Origin of the sequence: Faecalibacterium sp. i25-0019-C1, from assembly GCF_042854225.1 — a bacterium.
Classification (GTDB): domain Bacteria; phylum Bacillota; class Clostridia; order Oscillospirales; family Ruminococcaceae; genus Faecalibacterium; species Faecalibacterium taiwanense.
On record NZ_AP031428.1, the window covers coordinates 2,369,341 to 2,395,937 of the forward strand.

Here is a 26,597-nt window from a genome sequence, read left to right on the forward strand (position 1 = left end):
GTTGACAAAGCAGCCGCCTGCTATTATAATAATGTAGTCAAAATGGCATTCTTGTGCGGCTTTGCGGCTGCACAGCACAAATAGAGACAAGGAGAGATTCTCAAATGGCACAAGAGATCAAAATGTCCGCTGCCGGTCTGAAGGCAATGCAGGAGGAGCTGGAATACCTCAAAACGGTGCGCCGCAAGGAGCTGGCCGAAGAGATCAAGGAAGCACGCAGCCACGGCGACCTTTCCGAGAACAGCGAGTACGACGAGGCCAAGAATACGCAGGGTCTGGTGGAGAACCGCATCACCGAACTGGAGCAGATGATCAAGAACGCCGTCATCATTGATGAGAGCGAGCTGAGCGTGGACAATGTCTCTGTGGGCACCCACGTCACCATCCTCATGACCGGCGAGGACGAGAACGAGGAGTACGACATTGTGGGCCGCACCGAAGCCGACCCCCTGAACGGCAAGATCAGCGACGAAAGCCCCGTGGGCCACGCTCTGCTGGGCAAGGCTGTGGGCGACAAGGCCGAAGTGCTGCTGCCCACCGGCCACACCGTGGAGTACACCGTGCTGAACATTACCCACGCTGCAGGCTGAGCAGGCCAAACGAATAGGAGAAACCATGGAAGAACAAAAGAAGAACCCGGCGCAGGGCCTGTCCGAGAGCGAGCAGGTGCAGGTGCGCCGCCAGAAGCTGGCCGACCTGCAGGCTGCAGGCCACGACCCCTTCACCCTGACCAAGTACCCGCAGGATGCCTACTCTGCCGACCTGAAGGCCGAGTTTGCCGACCTGCCCAACGAGACCGACAGCGGCAAGACCGTGGCGCTGGCTGGCCGTATGATGTCCAAGCGCGTAATGGGCAAGGCAAGCTTTGCCCACCTGCGGGACGATAAGGGCGACATTCAGCTGTACGTCCGCCGCGACGAGCTGGGCGAAGAGCCTTACGCCGCCTTCAAGAAGCTAGACGTGGGCGATATCATCGGCGTGAAGGGCGAGGTGTTCCGCACCAAGACCGGCGAACTGAGCGTGCGCGCCACCGAGCTGACCCTGCTGGCCAAGAGCCTGCGCCCCCTGCCCGAGAAGTTCCACGGCCTGACCGACACCGAGATGCGTTACCGTCAGCGCTACGTGGACCTGATCGCCAACCCCGAGGTGAAGGACACCTTCGTGAAGCGCAGCCAGATCCTGAAGGAGATCCGCGCCTATCTGGACGAGAAGGGCTTTTTGGAGGTGGACACCCCCATCCTGACCCCCTTCGAGATTGGCGCATCCGCACGCCCCTTCTACACCCATCACAACAGCCTGAACATGGACATGGTGCTGCGCATCGAGACCGAGCTGTACCTCAAGCGCCTGATCGTGGGCGGCATGGACCGCGTGTACGAGGTGGGCCGCATCTTCCGCAACGAGGGCATGGACCCCAAGCACAACCCGGAGTTCACCAGCATCGAGCTGTATCAGGCCTTCACCGACTTCCACGGCATGATGGATCTGGTGGAGGAGCTGTACAAGCGCCTTGCCCAGAAGATCTGCGGCAGCATGGTCATCCCCTATCAGGGCAAGCAGATCGACATGGGCCACTGGGAGCGCCTGACCATGGTGGAAGCCGTGAAGAAGTACTCCGGCGTAGACTTCAACGACTGGAAGTCCGACGAGGATGCCATCGCCGCCGCCAAGGAGCACCACGTGGAGCTGCCCGAGGTGCCCACCAAGGGTTCCATTCTGGCCGAGTTCTTTGATGCCTTCGTGGAGGACAAGCTCATCCAGCCCACCTTCATCTACGACTACCCCGTAGAGATCAGCCCGCTGGCAAAGCGCAAGCCGGACGATCCCGCCTTCACCGAGCGCTTTGAGTATTTCATCGACTGCACCGAGTACGGCAACGCCTTCAGCGAGCTGAACGACCCCATCGACCAGAAGGGCCGCTTCGAGCGTCAGGTGGCCGAGCGCAAGGCCATCGAGCCCGACTGCAAGGCACAGGTGGACTACGACTACGTGAACGCACTGGAGTATGGCCTGCCCCCCACGGGCGGTCTGGGCTTCGGCGTGGACCGTCTGGTGATGCTGCTCACCGACAGCGCCTCCATCCGCGATGTGCTGCTGTTCCCCACGATGAAGCCGATTGAGCAGTAAAATACGAAATTGAAACGTAGATGCGATGAAATTTTGAACTGATTTCAAGCAACATCTGCGGTACTACACCACAACTACACCAATTTTGGGACGTTTTCCCGAAAAGGAGCCTTACAAAGCGGTGTGGTGTAAGAATTGAATAGGTGGATTGGTGTAGTAGGTACACCGAACTCCCAAAACGAAGATACGGCAGCTATGTTGCGAAAAACAACGTAGCTGCCGCTTTTTGTTTCATATAAGGATTTTATGCTACCAATCGGCGTTCCCTGCGGTTAAATCAGCTCGTTGCTGGTGATTATAAAATGCACCTTGATTCAGCATACGCCAAAATTTACGCCAATTTAGCGCAGTTCCTCAAGCAATGCCGTGCATCCTTCCAGTATATCCTGCCATGTGGCTTCAAAATCTCCCGTGAACCATGGGTCTGCCACTTCACGGAGATGATCCGTATGCGCCATCAGCAGCGAGACTTTATGCTGTGGGTCTCCGCCGACAAGCCGCAGGATGTCGCACAGATTACTTTCGTCCATGCCAATCAGATGATCATACCGTGCATAATCCAGCCGGGTCATCTGCTGGGCGGTCTTGCCGTTGCAGTCGATGCCATGTTCTGCCAGCTTCTGCCGTGCAGGAGGATAGACCGGATTTCCGATTTCCCATGCACTGGTGGCGGCTGATGCGATTTCAAATTGCTCGGATAGTCCTGCCTTGGACGTAAGGTCTTTCATCACATACTCCGCCATCGGGCTTCGGCAGATATTTCCGAGACAAATAAATAAGATCCTGGTCATGCCGGGTCGTTCTCCTTTTGGCTTACAAAAGCATAGCCGCCGTGGGTAGTGCGGATAAAGCTACCGCAGCCGGCCAGCTTCTTTCGCAGATTGGAAACGGTATTTGCCACGACCTTTAAGGTGTCGTCACAGTTTTGTCCCCACACAGCACGGAAAAGCTCTTCTTTTGAGAAGATTTGTCCTTCGTGGGAGGCAAGCATCAGCAGCAAATCGAACTCCAGTCGTGTAAGGGAGACTTTTCTGCCGCTGCACGACACTTCGTGGGTCATTCCGTCCAGTGTAAGCCCCGGAAGAACCAACTTCTCCCATGAATCAATGGATATTTGCTCTGCCTCGATGTGCTCTCGTTCCAGAAGCATCCGGATCTTCTGCTCCAATTCCGGGTCAGGCTGTCGGGTCTTTATAACGATCATGGCAAACTCCTGCGTGTATTTTACTCTGCGGCGGTATCCATTTCCCGGAGCAGGTTTACCATCTCGATGGCACTGACTGCACAGTCATAGCCTTTATTACCTGCTTTGGTGCCTGCCCGCTCGATGGCCTGTTCGATGTTTTCGGTGGTCAGAACACCAAAGAGGACGGGAACCCCGCTTTCCAGCGAGACCGTGGCAATGCCTTTGGAAACCTCATTGCACACATAGTCGTAATGGCTGGTAGAACCGCGAATCACGGCCCCAAGGCAGATCACAGCATCATACTTTCCGCTTTTTGCCATTTTAGAGGCAACCAGTGGGATCTCAAAAGCACCCGGAACCCATGCAACATGAATATCAGCGTCCTGCACATCGTGCCGGAGCAGACCATCCATTGCTCCGCTCAGAAGTTTGGACGTGATAAATTCGTTGAATCGGGCAGCTACGATACCGACCTTGATATTCTGAGAAACCAGCTTGCCTTCAAATGTTTTCATTTTTAAATACCTCTTTCGTTGTTAATATTCCAGAAGATGCCCCATCCGTGCCTGCTTCGTTTTCAGGTAAAACAGGTCATACGGGGTCGCCGTCATCTGAATGGGTACGCGCTCGGAGATCTCCAGCCCAAACTCGGAGAGCTGATATACTTTGTCCGGGTTATTGGTAAGCAGGCGCAGGCTTTTTACGCCAAGTTCCCGGAGGATCTGTGCGCCGAGATAATACTCCCGTTCATCTCCATGGAACCCCAGAGCGAGATTGGCTTCCAGCGTATCCATGCCCTGCTCCTGAAGTTCATAGGCACGCAGCTTGTTGATCAGACCGATGCCCCGGCCTTCCTGCCGCATATAGAGCAGGATACCCCGGTCTTCTTTTTCGATCTGCGTCATGGCAGCGGCCAGCTGCTGGCCGCAGTCACAACGCAAAGAGCCAAATGTATCTCCTGTCAGGCATTCCGAGTGGACGCGGCACAGAATATCCTTTCCATCGCCAATGTCACCTTTTACCAGTGCAATGTGATGCTCTCCGTTCAGGCGGCTCACAAAACCATAAGCTCTGAAGGTGCCATACTTGGTGGGCAGGTTCACCGTCGTCACCTGATCGACCAGTTTATCGTGACACTTGCGGTACTCCTGTAAATCACGGATGGTGATGAATTTGATTTGGAAACGCTCTGCCAGCTTTGCCAGTTCAGCGGTGCGCATCATCGTGCCATCCTCCCGCATGATCTCGCAGCACAGGCCGCATTCTTTCAGCCCTGCTAGACGGCACAGGTCAACGGTTGCTTCCGTGTGACCGTTGCGCTCCAACACACCGTTCTTTTTTGCCAGAAGGGGGAACATATGGCCCGGTCTGCGGAAATCTTCTGCTTTTGCGTGATCGTCCACACAAGCCATCGCCGTAATGGAACGCTCTGCGGCAGAAATGCCCGTAGAAGTAGAAACGTGGTCGATGGACACCGTAAATGCCGTTTCATGGTTGTCGGTGTTATGCTGCACCATCTGCGGAAATTGCAGCTTCTGGACGAAAGCCTCGGACATCGGCATACAGATCAGACCTTTGCCGTGGGTCGCCATAAAGTTGACGTTTTCGGTGGTGGCAAATTCGGCAGCACAGATGAAGTCCCCCTCGTTTTCACGGTCGGGGTCATCCGTTACCAGAATGATTTTTCCTTGCTTCAGGTCTTGCAAAGCTTCGGGAATGGTATTGAAGTTCATCGTAAACTCTCCTTAAAAGCCGCAGCGCAGCAGCATTTCTTTTGTGAGCGTGTTTTGCTTCGGTGTTTCTGATGAAAGCAGCCTCTCGATATATTTTCCAACAACATCGGTTTCCAAATTGACAAAATCCCCTTTGTGCCGTTGGTTCAGGTTCGTCTGACGGACGGTGTGCGGTATCGTGGACACGGAAAAGCCCGTAGGTTCCACCGCAGCCACGGTCAGGCTGATACCGTCTATTGTGATAGAGCCTTTTTCAACGACATAGCGAAGGATCGCAGAATCTGCATGAATGGTGTACCAGATAGCCGTATCGTCTTTTCGGATATTAGCAATGCGTCCGACGCCATCCACATGGCCTGCTACGATGTGTCCGCCAAAACGTCCGTTGGCCGGCATGGCACGTTCCAGATTGACAGCACTTCCAACGGTGAGCTGTGCAAGTGCAGAGCGGTTCAAGGTCTCGTGCATGACATCCGCAGCAAAGCTATCCGGGAAGAGCTGCCTGACGGTCAGACAGATGCCGTTGACGGCGATGCTGTCGCCGATCCTGGTTCCTTCCAGAACCGTTTTTGCACGAACAGTCAGTACGGCGGAATGCTGTCCCCGATTGATGGACTTTATTGTTCCGACTTCTTCCACGATTCCGGTAAACACGGGTACTCCACCTCACTTTCGATCAGGAAATCTTTGCCAAGCTGTTCCAATCGGCTGTTCTTCAGGCGGAATGCAGCATCCGGAAGCGGGACACCTGCACCCTCAATGGGTGCTTTGGCACCCCTTCCTCCGAACAGCTTCGGGGCAATGTAAGCCTGTACCTGCTGCACGATGCCGCTTTCCAGTGCAGACCAGTTCAAGGTTCCGCCGCCTTCCAGCAGAATGCTGTCGATCTGCTCCTGCCCCAGCTGTTCCATCAGTTGCAGAAGATTCACATGACCGCAATGCGCTTCCAGACAAAGGACCCGGCACCCGGCCTGTTGATATGCCGTCTGCTTCTCCGGGTCGCCGCAGCAGGTCGCAAGAATGGTCGGGACCTGTTTGGCGGTCATGACCACCTGTGATTGCAGCGGTGTCCGCAAATGCGTATCACAGATGATCCGGACAGGATCACGGCCACCCTCTATCCGGCAGGTCAGCAGCGGGTCATCTGCTAGGATGGTTCCGACTCCCACCATAATGCCGCGGAATCGGTGTCGCTGCCGTTGAACATGATTCCGGGCAATTTCCCCGGTGATCCATTTGGAAGCGCCTGTGTATGTGGCGATTTTTCCGTCCATCGTCATGGCGTATTTCATGGAAACGAAGGGGCGTTTTGTGGTGATATAGTGGAAGAACACCTTGTTCAGCACATCGCATTCCTCTTGCAGAACATTTTCGGTCACATCTATGCCGTGTGCGCGCAGGATTGCAATTCCTTTTCCAGCCACCAGCGGATTCGGGTCAGCAGAACCCACGACCACCCGGTGAATGCCCGCGTCCAGAATCGCATCCACGCAGGGCGGCTGCTTTCCGTAATGGCAGCACGGCTCCAATGTCACATACAGGGTCGCTCCCTGCGGATCTTCGGTGCAGGATGCCAGCGCATTGCGCTCCGCATGAGCCTGACCGTATCTCTGGTGCCAGCCCTGTCCGATGATCCTGCCCTCTTTTACGACCACGGCACCCACCATCGGGTTGGGAGACGTCCATCCGCAACCCTTTTTTGCAAGCTGCAAAGCCAGACGCATATACTCTTTGTCGTTCATCGTGTCGCCTCCAAAAGAAAAAGCCCTGAACAAAAACGTTCAGGGCAAGCCGAAAAGACACAAGGGACCCTTGTGCAAAAAAGAAAGCTCCAGAATGCAAACGCATCCCAGAGCAGCCTCCACAAGCGCCGAACCGTGCGGGCTCTGCGCTTGGCATCTTCTTTCATCCAGACTGTACTGTCGGCTTCGGAGTTTCACCGAATCATGCCTTACGGCTCGTGGGCTGTACCACCGGTAGGGAATCGCACCCTGCCCTGAAGATTTCTGATTCAATTACAGCGGCATTATAGCACGGCTCCTTTCGGATTGCAAGGGCATTCTGCAAACCGGGACGAAACCGGGATGAAGATGGGTACGAAACTTTTTGACTATTATTGCCTTGTCAAGAGGGCTGGCATCGTCCAGCTCTCTCTCTTTTTGCCAAAGTTTTCCTCGCCTTTTCTTGCAAGCTGCCGAAAGTGACGCGTTCTCAAAAGTTTTTGTTGACACGGCTCGATTTTTGTGGTAGTCTATCCCAACAATTGAATATAACATATTTTTACATATTCGTTCAGTCCCTGCGGGGATGAACATTTTGGCTTTCAGCCGTTACATAACCGACTAGCATGACCTTCCAGAAAAAGCGAAGGCAGGGCTGGTCTGTTTTGTGACGGCTTTTTTGTTGCCGTTTTGCCCGTTGGACCTTGAAAACCGCATGACCGTCTGCATGGGATACCCGGCGATGACCCTGAGAAGGAGAGCCGGAAAACGCCGCCGGAAGAGGGCAGGAAAGCCGTGCAGGGAGAACGGCAGGACGTTGATTTCCCAGTTGCGGAGAAAAACGATGTGGTCAAATTGACCACATCGTTTTCCGTAGCGCCAACGAAAGGATGGAATGCCTATGAGTAATTTTACCCCCGCATGGTTCAAAAAGGGCTTTTTCAACGAATCCCTGTTCTGTGACGATTTCCTGAGCACCCACCAGCTGCTTTACTCGAACGGCGCATTTTTCACCCCGGACGGCAGAATGGTGGACCCCATGCCCCTGCGGTGTGAGATCTTCGAGATGATGCGTGAATACGTTGGGGCGAACCTCGCCAAGAAGGTCACCAATGTGGTGGATGTGCTGAAGCTGGCGGCACAGGTGGAGGACTTCCCGCCTGTCACCGATCGTATCGCGCTGGCAAACGGCACCCTGCATCTGGATGGCACCTTTCAGGAAGGCAAGCCGGAGATCGTCCGCAATCGGCTCCCGGTCAGGTATGACCCGAAAGCCCCACAGCCCACCCATTGGCTGTGGTTCCTGTCCGACCTGCTCTACCCGGAGGATATCCCCACGGTGCAGGAATTCATCGGCTACTGCCTGATCCCCAGCAACAAGGGACAGCGCATGATGGTCATCAAGGGCAGCGGCGGCGAGGGAAAATCGCAGATCGGCGTGGTGCTGTCCCGGCTGTTCGGCTGCAATATGAAGGATGGCAGCATCGGCAAAATTTCGGAGAACCGCTTTGCCCGTGCCGATCTGGAGCACACTCTGCTCTGCGTGGACGATGATATGCGGATGGAAGCCCTGCGCCAGACCAACTATGTCAAGTCCATCGTGACCGCGCAGGGGCAGATGGACTTGGAGCGCAAGGGCAAGCAGAGCTATCAGGGTTGGATGTACGCCCGTCTGCTGGCGTTCAGCAACGGCGACCTGCAGGCTCTGTATGATCGCTCGGACGGTTTCTACCGCCGTCAGCTCATCCTGACCACCAAAGACAAGCCCCTGTCTCGTGTGGACGACCCGGATATTGCCGAGAAGATGGCGGCAGAGGTCGAGGGCATCCTGCTGTGGGCATTTGAGGGCTTGCAGCGGCTGGTGAAGAATGGCTTCCAGTTCACCGAGAGTGACCGTGCCAAGCGGAACCGGGAACTGGTGAAGCGGGACAACAACAATGTGTTTGATTTCCTCGAATCCGAGGGCTACATCCGCCTGAAGGCGGATGCCTGCACCAGCTCGAAAGAACTGTATGAGGTCTACAAGATGTGGTGCGAGGAGAACAGTCTGAATGCAATCAAGGCCAGAGGATTCAGCGATGCACTGATCGCCAACCAGCGCAGGTATAATCTGGAATCCACCAACAACATCGTTAACTCGTCCGGGCGGAGAGTCCGGGGCTTTGTGGGTATCGAAGCCCTTGTGCAGCCCGACCTCACCCCCAATGGCTGGCGGGCATGACCCCCATAAAGGAGAATATGGGCGTTTTGCTGCGTACGTGCGTACGCAGCAGTCGGCTTTCTCTGTACGCACGTACGCAGCGATTGACCGAAAACTCGCCATATAAGGGGCTTTGGTTGGTGGTCAAAACGACCACCAACCAACCCCATAGCGTTAAGTGCCGGAAAGCGGCACTTGCCAGCATCCACCCAAATCCCCAAAATGGGAATCAGGGTGAGATGGCCGTTATCAGACCGTTTATCTGCCTGTTACCATTTTGGGAACAGGCAAAATCAGAGGGGCAAAATGACCCTCTGAAAACCGGGCAAGCTGTCCATACGGGGCAGCTTGCCCGGAGCAAGAGTGCAGAGAGCGCAGCTCTTTGCCCCAGTGATATGATGCTGTGCGTCATATCCTACTGGGTATTATCTGGCGCAAAACGGCGGCAGATCCAGCAGCTTCGCTGCTGCGTTCTCCCCACCAAGCTGTTGAAACGGAGGGATGTCTATCTGAAATTAACACGACACAACGGACGAGCTGGAACCCACGGCACCTATAACCCCAAGCACAATGACCGGAGTTTCAATCTTGCCAACAGCGAACACATCGACCCGGAACGCGCCAAGGGCAACATCTACTGGGACTGCTTCCACGGTTTCCGCTCGGCTCTTGCTCCACCCGACCCGGATGATCTGGCGGCGACCTTCTCAGATGTGGAACGGCAATTCTATGAGAGCCGCTATTCCAACTTTGTGGAAAGCCAGAACGAGCGCAACGCCAAGATCCGGCACACGGAACGCAACCGCTCCATTCCTGACCTGCTGTCCAGCCGCAAGACCTGCCCGGAAGAGACGATTTACCAACTGGGAACGCTAGATGAACACGCTTCGGCGGAGGATCTGCTGAACATCGTCACCGAGTTCATCGAAGAATTCAAGGCTAAATTCGGCGACCATGTTCATGTGCTGGACTGGGCGTTGCATCTGGATGAAAGCACGCCCCACATCCACGAGCGCCATGTGTTCGACTGTGAGAACAAGTACGGCGAGGTTGCTCCCCAGCAGGAAAAGGCATTGGAAACACTGGGCTTCGAGCTGCCCGACCCGGACAAGCCCCTCAGCCGCCGGAACAACCGCAAAATCACCTTTGATGCCGCCTGTCGAAAGATGCTGTTCGAGATTGCCAAGCGGCACGGGCTGGAATTGGAGGAGGAAGCGGAGTACGGCAACCGCAAATATCTGGAAAAGCAGGACTTCATCCTTGCAAAGCAGAAGGAGCAGCTTGCCGCCCAGCAGAACAAGCTGGACAAGCTGACCCTGAAAGTTTCGGACATGGAGACCCTGCTGGAAGATGTTTCGGCTGCGGCCTATGACAAGGCGGTGGAGGTCGTGACGGACGTGGTGCGCACCGAGACCCGCAAGGAAGATATGCGGATGATCGAGGACACGAAGAAGTGGGTACTGTCCCCGGAACGTAAGGCTCCGCAGACCACGAGAGAATACGCCGCCCATCGGTTGGACACCGTGCTGGACAAGTTCCTCAAGACCATGCAGACCACCGCTGCCCGCTTGCAGGAGAAGCTCCTGAAGCCAGATGTCCGGCAGAAAGGTAAGGAGCAGGTCAGGGAGAAAGCGCGGGATTCCGTTCTGCAACTGCTGAGCCGTTTGCAGGCAGAACAGGCACAAAACAAACCAGCGGCACAACCCCGCACACAGGAGGGGCACTCGGAAATTTGAACCTCATCGGGAACGTTCGGGGTAGAAAGCTGGCACTTTCTGCCCCGACACCCGGTTACAAGGATATGGAGGTGCAAGTGAAAGAAGTTTGCGTTTGCGAAGCAATGAAGTCCCCAGTGGGGACTTTAAGCAACGGAACGGTCTTGCGTCAGCAAGATGGAGGGACTAAGTCCCGACAAGTTCCGATTTGGCAAAAGAGTAATCTGACCTTGGAGGAAGCGGCGGCTTACTCTGGGATCGGTATCAATAAACTGCGGTCAATGACCGATAGCGATGAATGCAAGTTCGTCCTTTGGAACGGAACCAAACGGCTGATCAAACGCCGTAAGCTGGACGAATATCTGGACAAGGCATTCTCGATCTGATGCGGTTCAAAAATTGACCGTTTGATGTTGCAGGGAGTCTTGCGTCATGGTATACTCATGGCGTAAGGCTCCTTTTCAACATTCTGTGCATGAAAAGGAGAGTTTATATGCAAAGACGTAAAGATAATAAAGGCCGTGTTTTGAAGGATGGCGAGGTCTACCGCAAGAGCGACGGGCTGTATATGTACCGTTGGACTGCGAAAAACGGAAAACGCCATACCATCTATGATGCAACCTTGGAGGGGCTGCGCGAAAAGGAAGAGAAGATCCAGCATGACTTGGCAGAAGGCATCCGCATCCCGGAGTGCAGTCTGACTCTGAACGATCTGTTTGAACTGTGGCGTAAGAACAAGGTGGGCTTGAAAGAACATACCTTCGCCAATTACGTCTATATGTACAATCGGTTCGTCCGGGATGAGATCGGCATGATGAAGCTCAGGGACATTCGCAAGTCGGATATCCGCAGCTACTACAATGGCATCGTCCGTAACGGCAAGATGGCGTTGAACACGCTGGAAACAATTCAGAATGTTCTCCATCAGGTCTTTGCGGTGGCGGTGGACGATGAGTACATCCGTGTGAATCCCACGGATGGTGTCCTGACGGCTATAAAAGCCGCCCACCAGTACGAAACGCCCAAACGCCACGCTCTGACCCTGCCCCAGCAGCAGGCGTTTCTGAATTTCATCAAGAAAACGCCGAAGTTCCAGCACTGGCTCCCGATGTTCACCTTCATGCTGGGTACCGGATGCCGCATCTCGGAAACGGTTGGCCTGTGCTGGGGTGACATCGACTTCGAGAGTGGGTTTATCACCATCCAGCACAATCTGGTGTACCATGACCACGAGGTCGGTGGCTGCTATTTCACCATGTCCACCCCCAAGACTGCCGCCGGTAAGCGGGCAATTCCAATCTTGCCCGAAGTGCGGAAAGCGCTGGAGCAGGAACGCACCAACCAGCAGGAGCTGGAACTGGTATGCGAATACGAAATCGACGGAATCTCGGACTTCGTATTCCTGAACCGCTTCGGCCAGCCGCAGAATCCGCAGACGGTTAACCGTGCCATCAAGCGCATCAGCGTGGCATACAACGAAGCCGAACTGGAAAAGGCCGAAAAGGAAAAGCGGGAGCCGCAGCTGCTGCCGCCCTTCTCCTGCCATAATCTCCGGCACACGTTCTGCACCCGGCTGTGCGAAAATGAGACCAACCTGAAGATCATTCAGGACATCATGGGACACAAGGACATCAGCACTACGATGGAGATTTACGCAGAAGCCACCAAGGAAGCCAAAGCCCATTCCTTTGCAAATCTGAACGGTAAACTGGGCATTTCGGTCTGAAATCTACTACACCAACCACTACACCACTTTTACACCAAATTGCCGGTAAGTTGTGGAGAGTTGCGTAGGGTGACGTACGGGAGCAGGAAAAAGGAAGCCGCATGGATAGGCTTATAACGGAAAATAAAGCCATTTGTGAGCCTTCCTTGACCTGTCCCCACGATGAAGCCGATTGAGCAGTAAATTCCGCGTTTGCGCAGCAATGAAAGCCCCAGTGGGGCTTTTAAGCGGCCGAGCGGTCTTGCGCCAGCAAGATGGAGGGGCCTTGCCCCGACAAGCTCCAATTTAAGCAAAACATAGCCTGAAACTTCTTGATGTACCGAGAAGTTTCAGGCTTTTTCTTTTGATGGATTTCCAGCGAAAACTACGCCATACGCCAAACGTGGAGGACGAATACGGCAACGCCCCGGCACAGCGGGCAGAACTGGACTGGCTGCTCTACAACAAGCCCTTGGAGTATGCCCAGCTTGTGCTGGGTGGGGAGATTGGACATTATCTCTCGCTTGGTTGCGGCCATGGCAGGCTGGAAGAGCAATAACATAACAAACACAGCCCCACCTTGGCGAAGGAGAAGCCAAAGCGGGGCTGTATTCAATGAAGGAGAAATGAAAGGAATATCAGGTTACAGATTCAGCTCAAACTGTTCCACCGTAACAGTTGCTTTGCCATCGGCGGCAAAGGTGATGCCATCGGCAGACTGGGGGGTGTAGATCCATGCGGTCATGGTCTGCTCACCGTCGTTGGCGAAAACTTCGATGCTGTTTTTGTCCAGCAGGATGCGGAGTTTGAGCGCACCGTTCTGGCTGCGCACCTTGCAGCTGCGGCGGTGAACAATGTCGGCACGGGAACCGGCATAGCTGCGATCCAGCGTCAGCTCGGAGGTGTAGGGGTCGTAGGTCAGGCTGGTGTGATGGTCTGCATCGGCGGCCAGCTTCAGGGTAAAGGAGCGGTACTCGCCGGGCTGCACCGTAACGGTCAGATCCGCCACACGGCCCTTGATGCCTTCCAGAGAAGTTTCGCTTTGCACCGTCACATTTTCGTGCAGGGTGCGCTTGCCGTGGACGGCATCCAGCTCCCGCACCGGGGCCTGAACAATGCGTCCGTCCTTGATGTGCAGCTCGCGGGGGCAGATGGTCTGCCCGAACCACTTGCAGCCCTGGGGCTTATCCTCGGTGTCCGACCATGTCTGCAGCCATGCGGTCATGATGCGGCGGCCGTCCGGGGCAAGGGTGGTCTGGGTGGCGTAGAAGTCGATGCCGCCGTCCATCAGCTGCACGTTTTCCTTGGTGAAGGTGTGGGTGGCTTGGTCGTAACTGCCGATGAAGGCAATCACGTTGTGACCGTTGTGGAACTCGCCCTTGGGCAGCATCTCCATGGGGCCGAGCATCAAGACCTGCTTGCCGTCCAGCGGGAAGAAGTCCGGGCACTCCCACATTTTGCCGTACTGATTGTTGCAGCGTTCCAGCACCGTGACAAAGTGCCAGTCGAAGCCGTCCTTGCTCTGGAACAGTGCTGCTGCGCCGCTGCCGTCCTCGGCCAGGCAGACGGTGACGGCGGAGTAGGTGCCGTCGGCCTCACGCCAGATCTTGGGGTCCCGGAAATCGAACTTACTGAAGCCCTCCGGCAGGTCTTTCTGGGTCAGCACCGGGTTGCAGGCAGGCTTTTCGTAGTTGAGACCGTCACCAATGGCAATGCTCTGGGTCTGGATATCCCGCATCTCCCCATTGGGCTGCTTTTCTGCCACCACGCTGGTGTACATCAGCAGCTGCTTGCCGTCATCCATCTCGGTAGCAGAACCGGAGAAGCAGCCGGGGCCGTTGTCCGCCGGGGAATCCGGGGCGAGTGCACAGGGCAGATACTCCCAGTGCAGCAGGTCGGTGCTGACCGCGTGACCCCAGTGCATGGGCGCCCACCGCACATCGTAGGGGTTATACTGATAGAACTGGTGATACTTCCCTTTATAATAAGAGAAACCGTTGGGGTCGTTGAGCCAACCCACATAGGGAGTCATGTGGTAAGCAGGGCGTTCCGCCGGGGAAATGGCAGCGCCGTGCTCGGCCTCGTAGGCACGGGCTTTTTGTAAAGTCAAATCGTTCATGGAATCCTCCAAAGGAAAGAATTCTTATGCGTAGTAAGCATCCAGATATTTCTGCATAATGCCCAGATAGTCGGACAGGCCATAGTCTTCCAGCTTGCTCAGATATTCGTTCCACTCTGCATCCTTCGTGCCGTTCATGATCCAGTTGGCCTTCTGCGTATTCATGTAGGTCTGCAGATCTGCCTGCAGATTAGAGACCTGCTCGGTGTCCTCGCTGCTCATAAAGACATTGGGATAGACATAATCGTTGTTCATATCCGGGGTGTAGATCTCCTTGATCCAGTCCAGACGATACTGTGCATCGTCCGGGCAGGTAACGTATACACCATAGTAATCATCCAGAACCGCCAGAGGTCCACTGACACACTGCGCTTCACGGACTTCCACGGGAGAAGCATCGCCCAGAGGAGCGTGCTTCAGCATGGGCTCGCCCTTATCGTTGGTGGACAGTTCAAAAATGTTAAAGCCTTCCGCATCGCCGTAAGTACCCCAGTTGTTCTGCGGAGACTGGAGGGGTGCGTACATCTGATCCAGCCATGCGCAAACCAATGCGGGGTTATCCGCCTTTGCGGTGACAACGCATCTGCCGCGGGCAAAGCCGCTGGTGAAAGAACCGTTCTGCGGAGTGATATTCCGGGTATCGGCGGTCAGGGCAGGCAGCGGCTCCCAGTCGGTCAGGTTGTCAATGTTGGCGACATCCCAGCTGAAGCAGACACCATAGCGGCCAGCCTTGCCCTTGGAAACATAGGTGGACCACTCCTGCGTGAAGCACTCCGGGTCGATGAGCTTCTCGGCATACAGCTTGTGCAGCCAGTCCAGACCATCGCGGTAGCCCTGCTGGGTGGCGGCACAGATGACTTTCCGGTCGTTGGTAACGGCGATATGGCGGTCTTTGTCTGCATCGCCGTAGCCTTCGCCAAAGCCATTGATGAGGATGCTGGGGTCCTGATCGCCGTTGTTGACGATGCAGGACATGGGGATGATGTCGCCGTCAATGCCATACTCTGCCTTGATAGAAGCGGCGTTATCACGGAATGCAATCAGCACCTGCTCAAACTCGTCCACCGTGGTGGGCATCGACAGACCGAGGAAGTTCAGCCACTTGGTATTGATGAAGCTCATGTTGCCAATGGTCTGGATGGCGGTCTTTTCCGAGCCGAGCTGCTCGATCCAGGGCAGTGCCCAGATGTGGCCATCGCTGTCGGTGCACATGGTGCGGTACTCCGGGTACTGCTCAAAGACCTTCTGGAGATAAGGCATATTGTTGTCAATGTAGTCTTCCAGATTGAGGATGACACCCTGATCTGCGTAGCGCAGCAGATTGCTGTCGGTAAAATCAGCAGTAAAAACAAAATCCGTCAGGGTGTTGGGGTTGGACATATTCAGGGTGATCTTATCGCTCCACTGGTCGGACTGGATGGCGGTCCAGTCGATGTGCACATTGGTCTGCTCTTCCAGACGCTTGAAGATGGTGCGGTTGTTCGGTTCGGGTTCGCTGCCCACAGGGAAGCTGGTCATACCGGTAAAGGTGACCTTTTCGGACAGCGGAAATGTAACGGCACCGGTCACGTCCACAGCTGCGGCAGCAGAATCGCCGCTGCCGGTGGATTTGCCGCCACAGGCAGACAGAGCAGCGGCAGAGCCCGCCAGAGCGCAGACCTTGAGGAAGTTGCGGCGAGAGATCAGCTTTTTCATGGTATTTTCTCCTTTTTCATGTTTCTTTTTTCGTGTAACAGATGAGCGTACCTGCTTATAAAATTCTGGAATATCCTCAGCCCTTAATGGAACCAGCCATGATGCCGGCATCAAAGTACTTCTGGAAGAAGGGATACATCACCAGCAGCGGCAGACTGGAAATAATAATGGTTGCATATTTGAGCAGCTCTGCCATCTTGGCACGTTCGGCAGTGCTCTGGATATCTGCGATCATGCCGGATTCCGGCTGGCTCTGGATCAGGATGGAACGCAGCACCAGCTGCAGCGGCTGCTTCGATGCGCTGTTCAGGTAGATCATGGCGTCAAAGTAGCTGTTCCACATTGCCACGAACTGCCACAGAGCCAGAACTGCCACCACCGGCATACAGACGGGCAGCAGGATCTTGAAGAAGTAAAGCATCTCGCTGGCTCCATCCACATCCGCAGCTTCGCGCAGCTCACGCGGGACGCCTTGATAATAGGTACGGGCAATGATCATGTTCCACACGCTGAATGCTCCCGGCAAAATGACCGCCCACATGGAATCCAGCAGACCCAGATTGTTGATGAGCAGGTAGGTGGGGATCAGACCGCCGCTGAAAAACATCGTGATCACAAACAAGGTGTTGAAGATCTTTTTGCCTTTGAAGTCCGGCAGCGACATGGGATAAGCGGCAAGCATCGTCACAGCTACCGAGATGATGGTGAAGATGATCGAGTAAAGTACTGCGTTCCTGAAGCCGACCCAGATCTGCTTGTCCGAAACGACGCGCTGGTAAGCATCCAGACTCCACTTGCTGAAATCAAAGGAGATGCCCTTGTTTTGCAGAGTGACCGGGTCCATAAAGGATGCGATGACGATGTAGATCATCGGAACGATGATCGCCAGCAGGAACAAGCCCAGAAGTGCGTAGCCGCAGTACAGGATGATCTTATCTTGTCTGGTGTAGAGGGCCATTTTTGATTTTTTCTGTTTTGCCATGGTAAACCCCTCCTTACAAGCCCTTGCCATCGTTCATTTTGGCAACGATCTTGTTCACTGCGATCAGCAGGATGACGTTGACAACGGTGTTGAACAGACCGACTGCCGTGGAAAAGCTGTAATCGCCGTCCAACAGGCCCTTTTTATAAACGTACGTTGCAATGATCTCGGCAGTGTTCAGGTTCAGGTCCGTTTGCAGGGCATAGGCTTTTTCAAAACCGATGCTCATGATGTTGCCTGCCTGCAGGATAAACTGAATAACGACCATATCCTTAATGGCGGGCCACTCCACCGTCATGATCTGCTGGATCAGGTTTGCGCCGTCGATCATCGCAGCTTCCTTCAGATCTTTGCTGGCGTTAGAAAGGGATGCGGTGTACATGATGGATGCCCAGCCGGCACCCTGCCAGATGCCGCTGATAATGTAGATGGGGCGGAACGCTTCCGGCAGCGTCATGAAGTTGATGCTGGTGTGAAGCAGGCCGTTCACCGGACCGGTGACACTCAGCAGCACTCGGACGATGCCGCACAGCACGATGACCGAGATGAAGTTGGGCATATACAGCACCAGCTGCACCTTCTGCTTGATCTTCTTGCTCTCGATACGGTTGAGCAGGAATGCCAGCAGGATGGGGATCGGGAAGCCCCACAGCAGACCGTAGACGCTCAGCTTCAGGGTGTTGATCAGATAGCGCTGGAAGTCCGGCGAGGACATGAAGCGGGTAAAGTTTTTGAAGCCTACCCACTCGCTGCCCCAGATGCCCTTGAAGGGATTGTACTTCTGGAACGCGATCAGCACACCGCCCATGGGAGCGTACTTGAACACCAGCGTCAGCGCCACGGCAGGCAGCAGGAACAACAGGTAAAGCTGCCAATGCCGTTTGATGTAGACCCATGTGTTGTGCAGCTTGCGTTCTGCTGTCAGCACAGCCGTTTCCGGCGAGGCCGTCTTTGCTTTCATGAATCATTCTCCTCCTTTTTGATTTGCTTGCCGTTTGATTCGCACTTTACATTTGCACCTTTGAATTTTACGTTTTTCGCTTCTATTGTGCAAATGTAAAATCCTTTGATTTATTTATACCACTCACGCAAGCGAATGTCAACGATAATTCATGGTATACATCAAAAATTATTGTGGATTTGTACAGATGCACAAATCCAAAAGTGCGCAAATATGCAAAATGATGATTTGCATTTTTGCATTTGACTAATTTGTGCATTTGCACTATACTGGAGTCGCAAAGAATAAGATCCGTCACCGGACTTTATCTATAAAAGAAAGAACACCCGCTCCTATTTATAAAGAAAGAGGATGACTTATGGCAACCAAAGTCACCATTCAGGATATTGCAAACGAACTGCAGCTTTCCCGCAACACAGTTTCAAAGGCCATCAACAACACCGGTGTGCTGGCAGATGCCACACGGGAGAAGATCCTGCGCAAAGCCGCCGAAATGGGCTATAAGCAGTTTGCCTATCTGCCGCTGTTTCAGGAAGACACTGCAAAAGCAGCAGAGCATTCCATTCTGCCGAGTGACAAACGGGAGATCGCCATGCTGACGACCCAGTTTCTGAGCAGCTCTCACTTTTCCTCCATGATGCTGGATCGTTTCCAGTCGGAAATCGAGCATCTGCATAGCTGTACGACCATTCATCGCATTTCTCCCATAGAGCTGAAAGAGAAAAAGCTTCCATCTTCTCTCAATATCGAGCGCACAGCCGGCATCATCTGCATTGAAGTATTCGACTATGACTACGCACAGATGCTGTGCGATCTGGATGTTCCGCTGCTGTTTGTAGACACCCCTGTGATGGATATGCGTCCTCCCCTTAAAGCCGACCGCCTTTATATGGAAAACCGCATTGAGGTCCAGAATGCGGTGGCTCACATGGTCCAGCGCGGCAAAAAACGCATCAGCTTTGCGGGGGATAAAAACCACTGTCAGTCCTTTTTTGAGCGTTATATGGCTTATAAGGATGCAGTGGAGTACTTTGGTCTGACAGAAGGCCTGAACACCTGTGCGATGCCATCTGGACAGCAGAACTATCCGGTATCCCTGTACGAAACCATACGTCGGTTCAAAACGATGCCGGATGCCTTTGTCTGCGCCAATGACTTTGTTGCCATGGATCTGGTCAAGGCATTGAATGAGCTGGGGTATTCGGTTCCCGATGATATCTGGGTCTGCGGCTTCGATGACAGTCAGGAGGCTTCCTACTTTGCCCCCCATCTGACTTCGATCCATATCCATGGACAGATCATGGGCTACACCGCTGCCAATCTGCTTATGACCCGCATCGAAGAGCCATCGCTGAACTATCGCACCGTCTATACGGAAACCAACCTGATCCTGCGCGAATCCACAGGAGATTGAGCGAAAGGAGAACCCCCATGCGTGACCTGTGCAATACGGACAAGCCGCTGTTTGCTGTGCTGACGAAATTGACTTACAGTGCTTACCTGAACATCTTATGGCTCGTGTGCAGCCTGCCCATCGTTACCATAGGAGCTTCTACGACCGCATTGTTCTACGTCACGCTCAAAATGGCGGAAGATCGGGACGACGGTCTGACCCGGATGTTTTTCAAGGCGTTCCGGGAAAATTTTAAGCCCGCCACAAAACTCTGGCTTATCCTGCTGACAGTCGGCAGTTTTCTGGTTGCGGATGGCTTTGTGTTGCGCCGAATGTGGAGCGAAAACATTTTCTGGACGCTGCTCACTGCTGTGCTTATTGGTGCGGCAGTTCTGTACGGCATCGTTCTGCTGTATGCCTTTCCTCTGCTGGCACGGTTTGAAAACACCACCTTCGGCATCCTGAAAACAGCGTTTCTCGTGGGTGTCCGGTATCTGTTTTGCACCCTGCTGATGGCGGCGATCTATGGCATCATGGGGTACGTCATAGTGTTTGTGTTCACGCCTGCATTCCTGCTGGGCATGGGTTTGTGCGCAATGCTCTGCTCCTTTCTGATGCTTCGGATCCTCTATCAGATCGGTGGAGACCCTGATGCAGTACATGAGGAATCCGACCATGACAAAAACTGACCGGGATACGCTCCGCTCCCTCCATGGGCGCAAAAAGTGGGAGCACATCTGGGCATATTACAAGCTGCCCATTGCGATCGTGCTCATCGTCGTATATATCCTCGGGTATGCAGCCTACCGTCATGTGACGAAAAAAGAGGATGTGCTTTACCTTGGTCTGGTAAATATCACTGCCGGGTCTGATCTGACGGAACAGCTTACCACCGGCTTTGCCGAGGCGCAGGGTCTGACCAAAAAGCAACAGGTCGATCTGCTGTCCGGCTTACTGCTCAGCGAAAGCGAACACGCAGAGGAGCAGTATGTATATGCTTCGGAGATGAAGCTGCTGGGTGCAGTCAGTGCCCAGCGGTTAGATGTTGTTCTGATGGACGAATATGCACGGGATCGACTGTTGGCAGATGATTATTTTCTCGATCTGCGGACACTGGATGCGTCTTTCCATGCACTGTCGGGTTTGAACGCCGGTGGGACCGTGCTGGATATTTCGGACACGCCGTTTGTCAGGCAGGCAGGTTTTTCTGGCAAGGTCTATCTTGGGGTAGTGCAGAATGCACCGCACCCGGAGCGTGCAGCCGCTTACATTCATTATCTGTTCCAGCGGTGACCGTTGGGTTTTAGCTTATAGGATAAAAATAAGGAGAAAACGCATGGACATTTTAACGATTGGTGAAGTTTTGATCGACCTGACCCAGACCGGCAAGGATGCGCGCGGCATCCCCCAGTTTGCCGCAAACCCCGGCGGTGCACCGGCCAATCTGGCTGTGGCTGCTTCCAGACTGGGCGCACAGACCGCCTTTATCGGCAAGGTGGGTGCGGATGCCTTTGGCCGCTACCTGAAAGATGTTCTGGCAGAAAACAAGGTAGACGTTTCCGGCATGGCGGTGGATGCAGACCACCCCACCACCATGGCGGTGGTCTCGGTGGATGCCACCGGCGAGCGGGATTTCAGCTTCTACCGCAGTGCCAACGCTGACGTGATGCTGTGCAAGGAGGACATTTCGGACGAGGCTCTGAAGGCTGCCAAAATCGTGCACTTCGGCTCTGTCAGCCTGACCGCTGACCCCTCCCGCACCGCTACGCTGGATGCTGCTGCCCGTGCCAAAAAGCTGGGTGCTGTCATTACTTATGACCCGAATTACCGTGCAAACCTCTGGAAGAACAAAGAGGATGCCATTGCCCAGATGAAAGCTCCCCTGCCACTGGTGGATATCCTGAAGGTGTCCGATGAAGAACTTCCCCTGCTCACCGGCACCACTGACTGCGAAAGCGGCACGGCACAACTGGCACAGAACGGCATCCGGCTGATCTTTGTCACCTTGGGTGCAAACGGCGTATTCTACCGCTTTGGGGAGAAAACCGGCCATGTGGCAGGCGTCCCCTGCAAGGTGGGTGATACCAACGGCGCAGGCGATACCTTCTTTGGGGCTGCTCTGTCCAAGCTCTGCAAGGAGGAGCTGGACACCCTGACGGTGGACAAGCTGGAAAGCATTCTGGCCTTTGCCAACAAGGCAGCAAGCATCACCACCAGCCGCCATGGTGCTATCCCCGCCATGCCCACCCTTGCAGAAGTGGAGGGCTGAACCATGGCAGCAAAACAGGAATTTGCGTCCCGGTTTGCCAAGCACAAGGACGAGCTGGAATGGCTGTTCATGGAACTGTACCACAACCGGGAAGGGCTGGAGGTTCTGGAGCGGGAGATGGCAGAAGCCTACAACGCCCGCAGCGCCGAGCTGAAAGCGCTGGACAAAGCACGCTCTGCCGACCCGGAGTGGTACAAGCGGGGCAATATGTTCGGCATGACCATGTACACCGACCTCTTTGCCGGAAATCTGAAAGAGCTGGCAAAGAAACTGCCCTACCTCAAGGAGCAGAAGCTGACCTATCTGCACCTGATGCCCCTGCTGCAGATGCCCCATCCCCACAACGATGGCGGCTATGCGGTGGAGGATTTCGATACCGTAGACCCGGCCCTTGGCACCAACAAAGATCTGGAAAACCTGACCCGGGAGCTGCGGAAAGCCGGCATCAGCCTGTGTCTGGATTTTGTCATGAACCACACCGCCAGCACCCACCGCTGGGCCATGGCGGCAAAAGCTGGCGACCCGTGGTTTCAGGCCTATTACCACCTCTACGAGGACCGCACCATTCCCGACCAGTACGAGCAGACGGTGCCGCAGGTGTTCCCCAACACCGCGCCCGGCAACTTTACATGGTGTGAGGAGATGCACAAGTGGGTGCTGACCACCTTCCACGACTACCAGTGGGACCTGAACTACGCCAACCCGGCGGTGTTCGTGGACATGACCAAGAGCATCCTGCACCTTGCAAATCTGGGTGTGGAAGTGTTCCGCATTGACGCCGTGCCCTACATCTGGAAGCAGCTGGGCACCACCTGCCGCAATCTGCCGCAGGTGCACACCATCGTGCGGATGCTGCGCATGGTGCTGGAATGCGTCTGCCCGGCGGTCATCCTCAAGGGCGAGGTGGTCATGGCTCCCAAGGAGCTGGCCGCCTATTTCGGCACCCCGGAAAAACCGGAATGCCACATGCTCTACAACGTGTCCACCATGGTCAACCTGTGGGGCGCCCTTGCCAGCCGGGATACCCGGCTGCTGAAGGCGCAGCTGGATGCCCTCCATGCCCTGCCGGACAACTGCTGGTTCGTGAACTATCTGCGCTGCCACGATGATATCGGCTGGGGTCTGGACGAGGCGGTGGAAAAACGGCTTGGCATTGACCCGCAAAAGCACAAGGAATATCTGTATCACTTCTATGAGGGCAATTTCCCCGGCAGCTGGGCAAAGGGCGAGCTGTACAACTACGACCCTGCCACCGGCGATGCCCGAAGCTGCGGCACCACCGCCAGCCTGTGCGGCGTGGAGCAGGCACTGGAAAAGGACGACAAAACCGCACTGGACTACGCCGTAAAGCGTGACCTGCTGCTGCACACTGCTATGGCGTTTTTGCAGGGTTTCCCCATGCTGAACTGCGGGGACGAGATCGCACAACTCAACGGCTGGGATTATAAAAACGACCCTGACCGTGTGGAGGACAGCCGCAATCTGCACCGCACAAAATTCAACTGGGAGGACGCAAAGCAGCGCACCCGGAAGGGCACGCTGCAAAACAAGTTGTGGCAGGGCATGGAGCAGCTGCGCCAAATGCGTGCAGACCCCTGCTTTGCCCCGGATGCGTGGGTGACCACATGGGACAGCCACAACCCCGGCGTGCTGGCGCTGGTACGCAAGCGCGGCGAGGAAACACTGGTGGGCCTGTTCAACTTTACCGAGTACCCGGCAGGGGCCAGTCTGGACGCTCTGGGCGGCGAGTATCACACCCCGGAGGGCACTTCCGTCTGGCTGGCGGATGTGGAACTGGAGCCGTATCAGGCACTGCTGGTAAAAACAAATAAGTAAAGCGGAATACTCTGGTAACTTTCTCTTGGTTGGAAAGTTGCCGGAGTATTTTTGTTTCGCGCAAACTGCAAGGTCACTGGATCATTGAAATGTCGGAGATGATTGCCACCGCCAATGCCACGCGTGCCTGCGCAAAAAATCCCCCCGATACCGGGTATCCGGTATCGGGGGGATCTGTCATTCTGAGGCTTTACGGAGGAAGCGCTCAGAGGTTACTTTTTGGGGAACGCCTTGTTCCAGATCTCAATGGTCTTGAACTTGGGCATCCAGCCGTCCGATTCAAACTTGCCTTCCCGTGCATCCAGCAGACCCTGCTCCACGCACCACTGAGCGGCCTTGGCCTGCTCGGCATCGGTGATGTCTGCAAAGGCGGGCTGTGCGGCGGGTTCGGGCTTGCCCTTCTCAGTCCAGATGAGCAGGGCCAGCTGGCCGCGGTTTGCGGGGATGGCTGCGCCCTCGGGCAGGAGGTCGTTCAGGATGACGCGGGTGGCGATCTCGTAGCCGCCCCAGATGGCTGCACCGCCCACGGCCACGGCGGCAATGGTGCCACCTGTGGTATCCATGGGTGCAGGTTCTACGCCGAAGTCTTCATCAATAGGTTCGTCCGGTCCGGCCACCGCGCTGGCCGACCAGTGGGCGATCAGTTTGACCGGGTAAACGGGCATCTCAAACGTCGTGGCCGCGCTCTTGGCATTGTCCAGCTTGAGCTGCAGATTTTCCGGAATGCCACCGGGGAATTTCTCGTAGAAGCTATCGGGGTACTTGATCTCCCATTCCACGAACTCCATGCCGGGGTATTTCTCGGCATCATATGGGGTAGCTGTGATCTCCACCGTGGTGCCGATCTCTGCGGGGATATCGCTGCCCTCGTCCAGAGTGGACTTTGCCGTGCCGCCCGTAACAGTAACGGTACTCCTCAGCACGGAAGCGGGGATGCTGTAAACGGCGGTCAGCTTCACGCCGTCCTGCGGCATGGTAAAGACGATCTTTTCCGTGCCCTTTTCCGTTTCGGAGCCCAGCTTGCCCTCGGTCGGGGCAAAGGCGGTGCTGATGCCATTTTCCACCTTCCAGTGATGGAACGACTCATTCTCCTTGACAGGCTCATTGGCTTCGATCGTGACGGTCTGGCCCGGCTGTACGAACACCGTGCCCGTCTGTCTTTCGCCCTTTCCGACGCGGATCGTGCCGCCCGTCACGATGACCGGCATATCTACTACAGGTGCCGGGAAGCTATAAGAAGCTTTCAGCTCCACCGGGCTGGCCGGCATGGTGAAGGTCATATTTTTTTCGGTATTTTTCTGCTCTTCGGTCAGTTCAAAGCTTTCCGGGCTGATCACTTTCCAGCCGCCGAACTTTGTAACATCCGGGTTTCTGTTCTTACCGCTCACCGTGACCTTTTCGCCCTGCAGCACAAAGATTGTTTCTCCGCTCTCGGTGCCTGCTTCGGCAATGCCGTTGACCACCGTAACAGCGGCACGGTACACAGCAGTCAGCTTGACCGCCGCATCCGGCATGGTAAACTTCAGCGGGTTGGCTTTCAGTTCTTCCTCGGTCTTGCCAATATCACCGCCAGACACCACCCAGTGGTCAAACTGGTAGCCATCCGCGCTGCGATCGGTCGCAGTCACGGTCACGTCTGCATCCGGGCGGGCAAAGTCCACCGCGTTGCCGTTCACTTCGGCAGTGCCGCCGGTCACACTCAACTTGCTGGCGTAGTGCGCAGTCAGCTCCACTTCGCCTGCAGGCATGATGAATTCAAACGATTTTTCTCTCAGCTTATCGGCATCAATGGTAAAGCCATCAGGAGCTACCACTTCCCAGCCGTCAAACTTCCGGTCGTCAGATTCGGCTCCGGTTGCAGTAACCTTGACCTTCTGGCCCTTAAAGCTGTCCAACTGAGCTTCTGTTGTATCGCCCACTGTAACAGTGCCATTGTTTACCTTGATCCTGGCGTTCTGCTTTTCTTCAATACGCAGGTAGCGATAGGGCACATCGGACGGGATAGGCGTAACGCTTGCATCAATTGCGCCCTCATCTGCACCTTCGCTGGTATAGTAGACGTAGTTTTTGCCTTTTGCCTGTGTAAAGGTGACAGTGCCCACAGGGCCGCCCTGTGCGTTGTTTTTCAGGATCACAGTGCCGGAAGCGGTGATTTGGGTGTTTTCGGAAATCGCTTGTGTGTCATTGATTATAACAGTAACATTATCAGCCTTGTTGATCGTCAGGTTTTTCGCCGCTCTACCGTCGGTACTCTCAATGGTCACGTTACCCTCGCTGGTGATATTTGCGTTGTCCGTTACAACGCTGTAGCCTGCAGAAAGGATCACTTCGCTGGAATCATAAATGTTCAGGCTTCCGTTCACAGCCCTATTTTTGTCGCTGCGGATATCCACCTTACCGGTGCAGTTGATCGTGCTGGTATCACCTCTGGAGAAAATCGCATCATACTCATCACTGCTGATCGTTACATTATGTGCCTTCACTACGATCAGTTTATCCGTTACTGTGCTGCTATTTTCTCCCTTCAGTTCTATATCCTTGCCGGGTGCGTTGATTTTTTGAAGCGACCTTGGTAGTTTGCCATTCGACTTCAACGTTTGGGTGGTCGGGTCATAACTCAGCACACCCTTATTTAAAATGTCTTGATAGTTTTTGCTGGTAACGCGGGTTGGTGTAGTGGATTCACCGCCTACTTCAAGGCCATAATCCTGCACATCCTCATCATTCTCCGCGTCCAGCACGCTCACGGCGCTGCGGCGGGTCATGCTCAGCTGCATCAGCGCATCGGTGCTCTCAGCCAGCGCCGGAACGGAAAGGGTGAACATCATGCATCCGGCCAGCGCCGCCGATACTGCACGCCGGATAAGTTTGCCTTGTTTCATGGTACAACCTCCTTTTTCCCCTCGCATTTTTACGGGGGGGGGGTATATATTACAGTATCTTGATTATCCCACA

At 54.9% G+C, this 26,597-nt stretch carries 22 protein-coding genes, 1 pseudogene and 1 riboswitch; of the genes and pseudogenes, 12 read left to right on the top strand and 11 right to left on the bottom strand.

The annotated features are described in order from the left end of the window. Positions 1-104: 104 nt before the first annotated feature. Both greA and lysS read left to right on the top strand, forming a co-directional pair. Entirely contained in the window at positions 105-590 is a 486-nt protein-coding gene (gene greA, locus ACGHUK_RS11735; protein WP_005945007.1) for a transcription elongation factor GreA, read from the top strand. 25 nt (positions 591-615) lie between these two features. Beyond that, positions 616-2,127 carry a lysine--tRNA ligase gene (gene lysS, locus ACGHUK_RS11740; RefSeq protein WP_005945010.1) on the top strand — a complete coding sequence of 504 codons (1,512 nt, stop codon included), beginning with the start codon at positions 616-618 and terminating at the stop codon, positions 2,125-2,127. Positions 2,128-2,468: 341 nt separating this feature from the next. Here lysS and ACGHUK_RS11745 read toward each other — a convergent pair whose 3' ends face one another. The 6 genes from ACGHUK_RS11745 to ribD are packed head-to-tail and all read right to left on the bottom strand — an operon-like array spanning position 2,469 to position 6,788. After that, positions 2,469-2,918 (bottom strand): low molecular weight protein-tyrosine-phosphatase, encoded by a 450-nt coding sequence (locus tag ACGHUK_RS11745; RefSeq protein WP_390574383.1) that lies wholly within the window; start codon positions 2,916-2,918, stop codon positions 2,469-2,471. Next, on the bottom strand, positions 2,915-3,331 hold the full coding sequence (locus ACGHUK_RS11750) for a winged helix-turn-helix domain-containing protein (protein ID WP_390574384.1): 417 nt from the start codon (positions 3,329-3,331) through the stop codon (positions 2,915-2,917). Before ACGHUK_RS11750 ends, ACGHUK_RS11745 begins: the two co-directional genes overlap by 4 nt. Positions 3,332-3,351: 20 nt before the next feature. Further along, positions 3,352-3,828: a 6,7-dimethyl-8-ribityllumazine synthase gene (gene ribE, locus ACGHUK_RS11755; protein WP_097781396.1), complete on the bottom strand. Its 477-nt coding sequence runs from the start codon at positions 3,826-3,828 to the stop codon at positions 3,352-3,354. Positions 3,829-3,849: 21 nt separating this feature from the next. Next, positions 3,850-5,046 (bottom strand): bifunctional 3,4-dihydroxy-2-butanone-4-phosphate synthase/GTP cyclohydrolase II, encoded by a 1,197-nt coding sequence (locus tag ACGHUK_RS11760; RefSeq protein ID WP_390574385.1) that lies wholly within the window; start codon positions 5,044-5,046, stop codon positions 3,850-3,852. A gap of 12 nt (positions 5,047-5,058) precedes the next feature. Beyond that, on the bottom strand, positions 5,059-5,700 hold the full coding sequence (locus ACGHUK_RS11765) for a riboflavin synthase (RefSeq protein ID WP_181968242.1): 642 nt from the start codon (positions 5,698-5,700) through the stop codon (positions 5,059-5,061). After that, positions 5,664-6,788: a bifunctional diaminohydroxyphosphoribosylaminopyrimidine deaminase/5-amino-6-(5-phosphoribosylamino)uracil reductase RibD gene (gene ribD, locus ACGHUK_RS11770; protein ID WP_390574386.1), complete on the bottom strand. Its 1,125-nt coding sequence runs from the start codon at positions 6,786-6,788 to the stop codon at positions 5,664-5,666. Before ribD ends, ACGHUK_RS11765 begins: the two co-directional genes overlap by 37 nt. Before the next feature lie 151 nt (positions 6,789-6,939). Next, positions 6,940-7,054: riboswitch (FMN riboswitch) on the bottom strand. A gap of 614 nt (positions 7,055-7,668) precedes the next feature. Here ribD and ACGHUK_RS11775 point away from each other — a divergent pair. From ACGHUK_RS11775 to ACGHUK_RS11795, 5 genes and pseudogenes are all read left to right on the top strand, one after another. Continuing rightward, complete coding sequence (locus ACGHUK_RS11775; RefSeq protein WP_390574387.1) at positions 7,669-8,988, top strand: phage/plasmid primase, P4 family; 1,320 nt, start codon at positions 7,669-7,671, stop codon at positions 8,986-8,988. 374 nt (positions 8,989-9,362) lie between these two features. Continuing rightward, the gene (locus ACGHUK_RS11780; protein ID WP_390574388.1) at positions 9,363-10,703 is read left to right on the top strand and encodes a hypothetical protein; all 1,341 of its coding nucleotides are present in this window, start codon (positions 9,363-9,365) and stop codon (positions 10,701-10,703) included. 143 nt (positions 10,704-10,846) lie between these two features. Beyond that, a complete protein-coding gene (locus tag ACGHUK_RS11785) occupies positions 10,847-11,068 on the top strand; it encodes an excisionase (RefSeq protein ID WP_173015371.1) in 222 nt (73 codons plus the stop codon). A gap of 107 nt (positions 11,069-11,175) precedes the next feature. Then, entirely contained in the window at positions 11,176-12,408 is a 1,233-nt protein-coding gene (locus ACGHUK_RS11790) for a tyrosine-type recombinase/integrase (protein ID WP_249240610.1), read from the top strand. 382 nt (positions 12,409-12,790) lie between these two features. Beyond that, positions 12,791-12,946: pseudogene (locus ACGHUK_RS11795) on the top strand (DUF6061 family protein); the annotation flags it as partial. Positions 12,947-13,030: 84 nt separating this feature from the next. Here ACGHUK_RS11795 and ACGHUK_RS11800 read toward each other — a convergent pair. From ACGHUK_RS11800 to ACGHUK_RS11815, 4 genes are all read right to left on the bottom strand, one after another. Further along, positions 13,031-14,506, bottom strand: a complete 1,476-nt coding sequence (locus ACGHUK_RS11800) for a glycoside hydrolase family 32 protein (protein ID WP_390574389.1) — start codon at positions 14,504-14,506, stop codon at positions 13,031-13,033. A 24-nt stretch (positions 14,507-14,530) separates the two neighbouring features. Further along, positions 14,531-16,201: an extracellular solute-binding protein gene (locus tag ACGHUK_RS11805; RefSeq protein WP_097781458.1), complete on the bottom strand. Its 1,671-nt coding sequence runs from the start codon at positions 16,199-16,201 to the stop codon at positions 14,531-14,533. Positions 16,202-16,277: 76 nt separating this feature from the next. Beyond that, a complete protein-coding gene (locus ACGHUK_RS11810) occupies positions 16,278-17,213 on the bottom strand; it encodes a carbohydrate ABC transporter permease (protein ID WP_005945023.1) in 936 nt (311 codons plus the stop codon). After that, complete coding sequence (locus tag ACGHUK_RS11815; protein WP_005945026.1) at positions 17,197-18,144, bottom strand: sugar ABC transporter permease; 948 nt, start codon at positions 18,142-18,144, stop codon at positions 17,197-17,199. The genes ACGHUK_RS11810 and ACGHUK_RS11815 overlap by 17 nt, the downstream gene beginning before the upstream one ends. A gap of 358 nt (positions 18,145-18,502) precedes the next feature. Between ACGHUK_RS11815 and ACGHUK_RS11820 the strand changes: the two genes are divergently transcribed. The 5 genes from ACGHUK_RS11820 to ACGHUK_RS11840 are packed head-to-tail and all read left to right on the top strand — an operon-like array spanning position 18,503 to position 23,642. Continuing rightward, the gene (locus tag ACGHUK_RS11820) at positions 18,503-19,558 is read left to right on the top strand and encodes a LacI family DNA-binding transcriptional regulator (protein WP_390574390.1); all 1,056 of its coding nucleotides are present in this window, start codon (positions 18,503-18,505) and stop codon (positions 19,556-19,558) included. A 17-nt stretch (positions 19,559-19,575) separates the two neighbouring features. Beyond that, positions 19,576-20,226: a YesL family protein gene (locus tag ACGHUK_RS11825; RefSeq protein ID WP_390574391.1), complete on the top strand. Its 651-nt coding sequence runs from the start codon at positions 19,576-19,578 to the stop codon at positions 20,224-20,226. After that, a complete protein-coding gene (locus tag ACGHUK_RS11830; protein WP_097793579.1) occupies positions 20,213-20,830 on the top strand; it encodes a hypothetical protein in 618 nt (205 codons plus the stop codon). The genes ACGHUK_RS11825 and ACGHUK_RS11830 overlap by 14 nt, the downstream gene beginning before the upstream one ends. 43 nt (positions 20,831-20,873) lie before the next feature. Continuing rightward, complete coding sequence (locus tag ACGHUK_RS11835) at positions 20,874-21,806, top strand: carbohydrate kinase (RefSeq protein WP_390574392.1); 933 nt, start codon at positions 20,874-20,876, stop codon at positions 21,804-21,806. 3 nt (positions 21,807-21,809) lie between these two features. Further along, positions 21,810-23,642, top strand: coding sequence for an amylosucrase (locus ACGHUK_RS11840; protein ID WP_390509613.1), 1,833 nt, complete (start codon positions 21,810-21,812; stop codon positions 23,640-23,642). 212 nt (positions 23,643-23,854) lie between these two features. On the opposite strand, the gene ACGHUK_RS11845 is transcribed toward ACGHUK_RS11840, so the two are convergent. Beyond that, on the bottom strand, positions 23,855-26,524 hold the full coding sequence (locus tag ACGHUK_RS11845; RefSeq protein WP_390574393.1) for a hypothetical protein: 2,670 nt from the start codon (positions 26,522-26,524) through the stop codon (positions 23,855-23,857). Between the last annotated feature and the right edge of the window lie 73 nt (positions 26,525-26,597).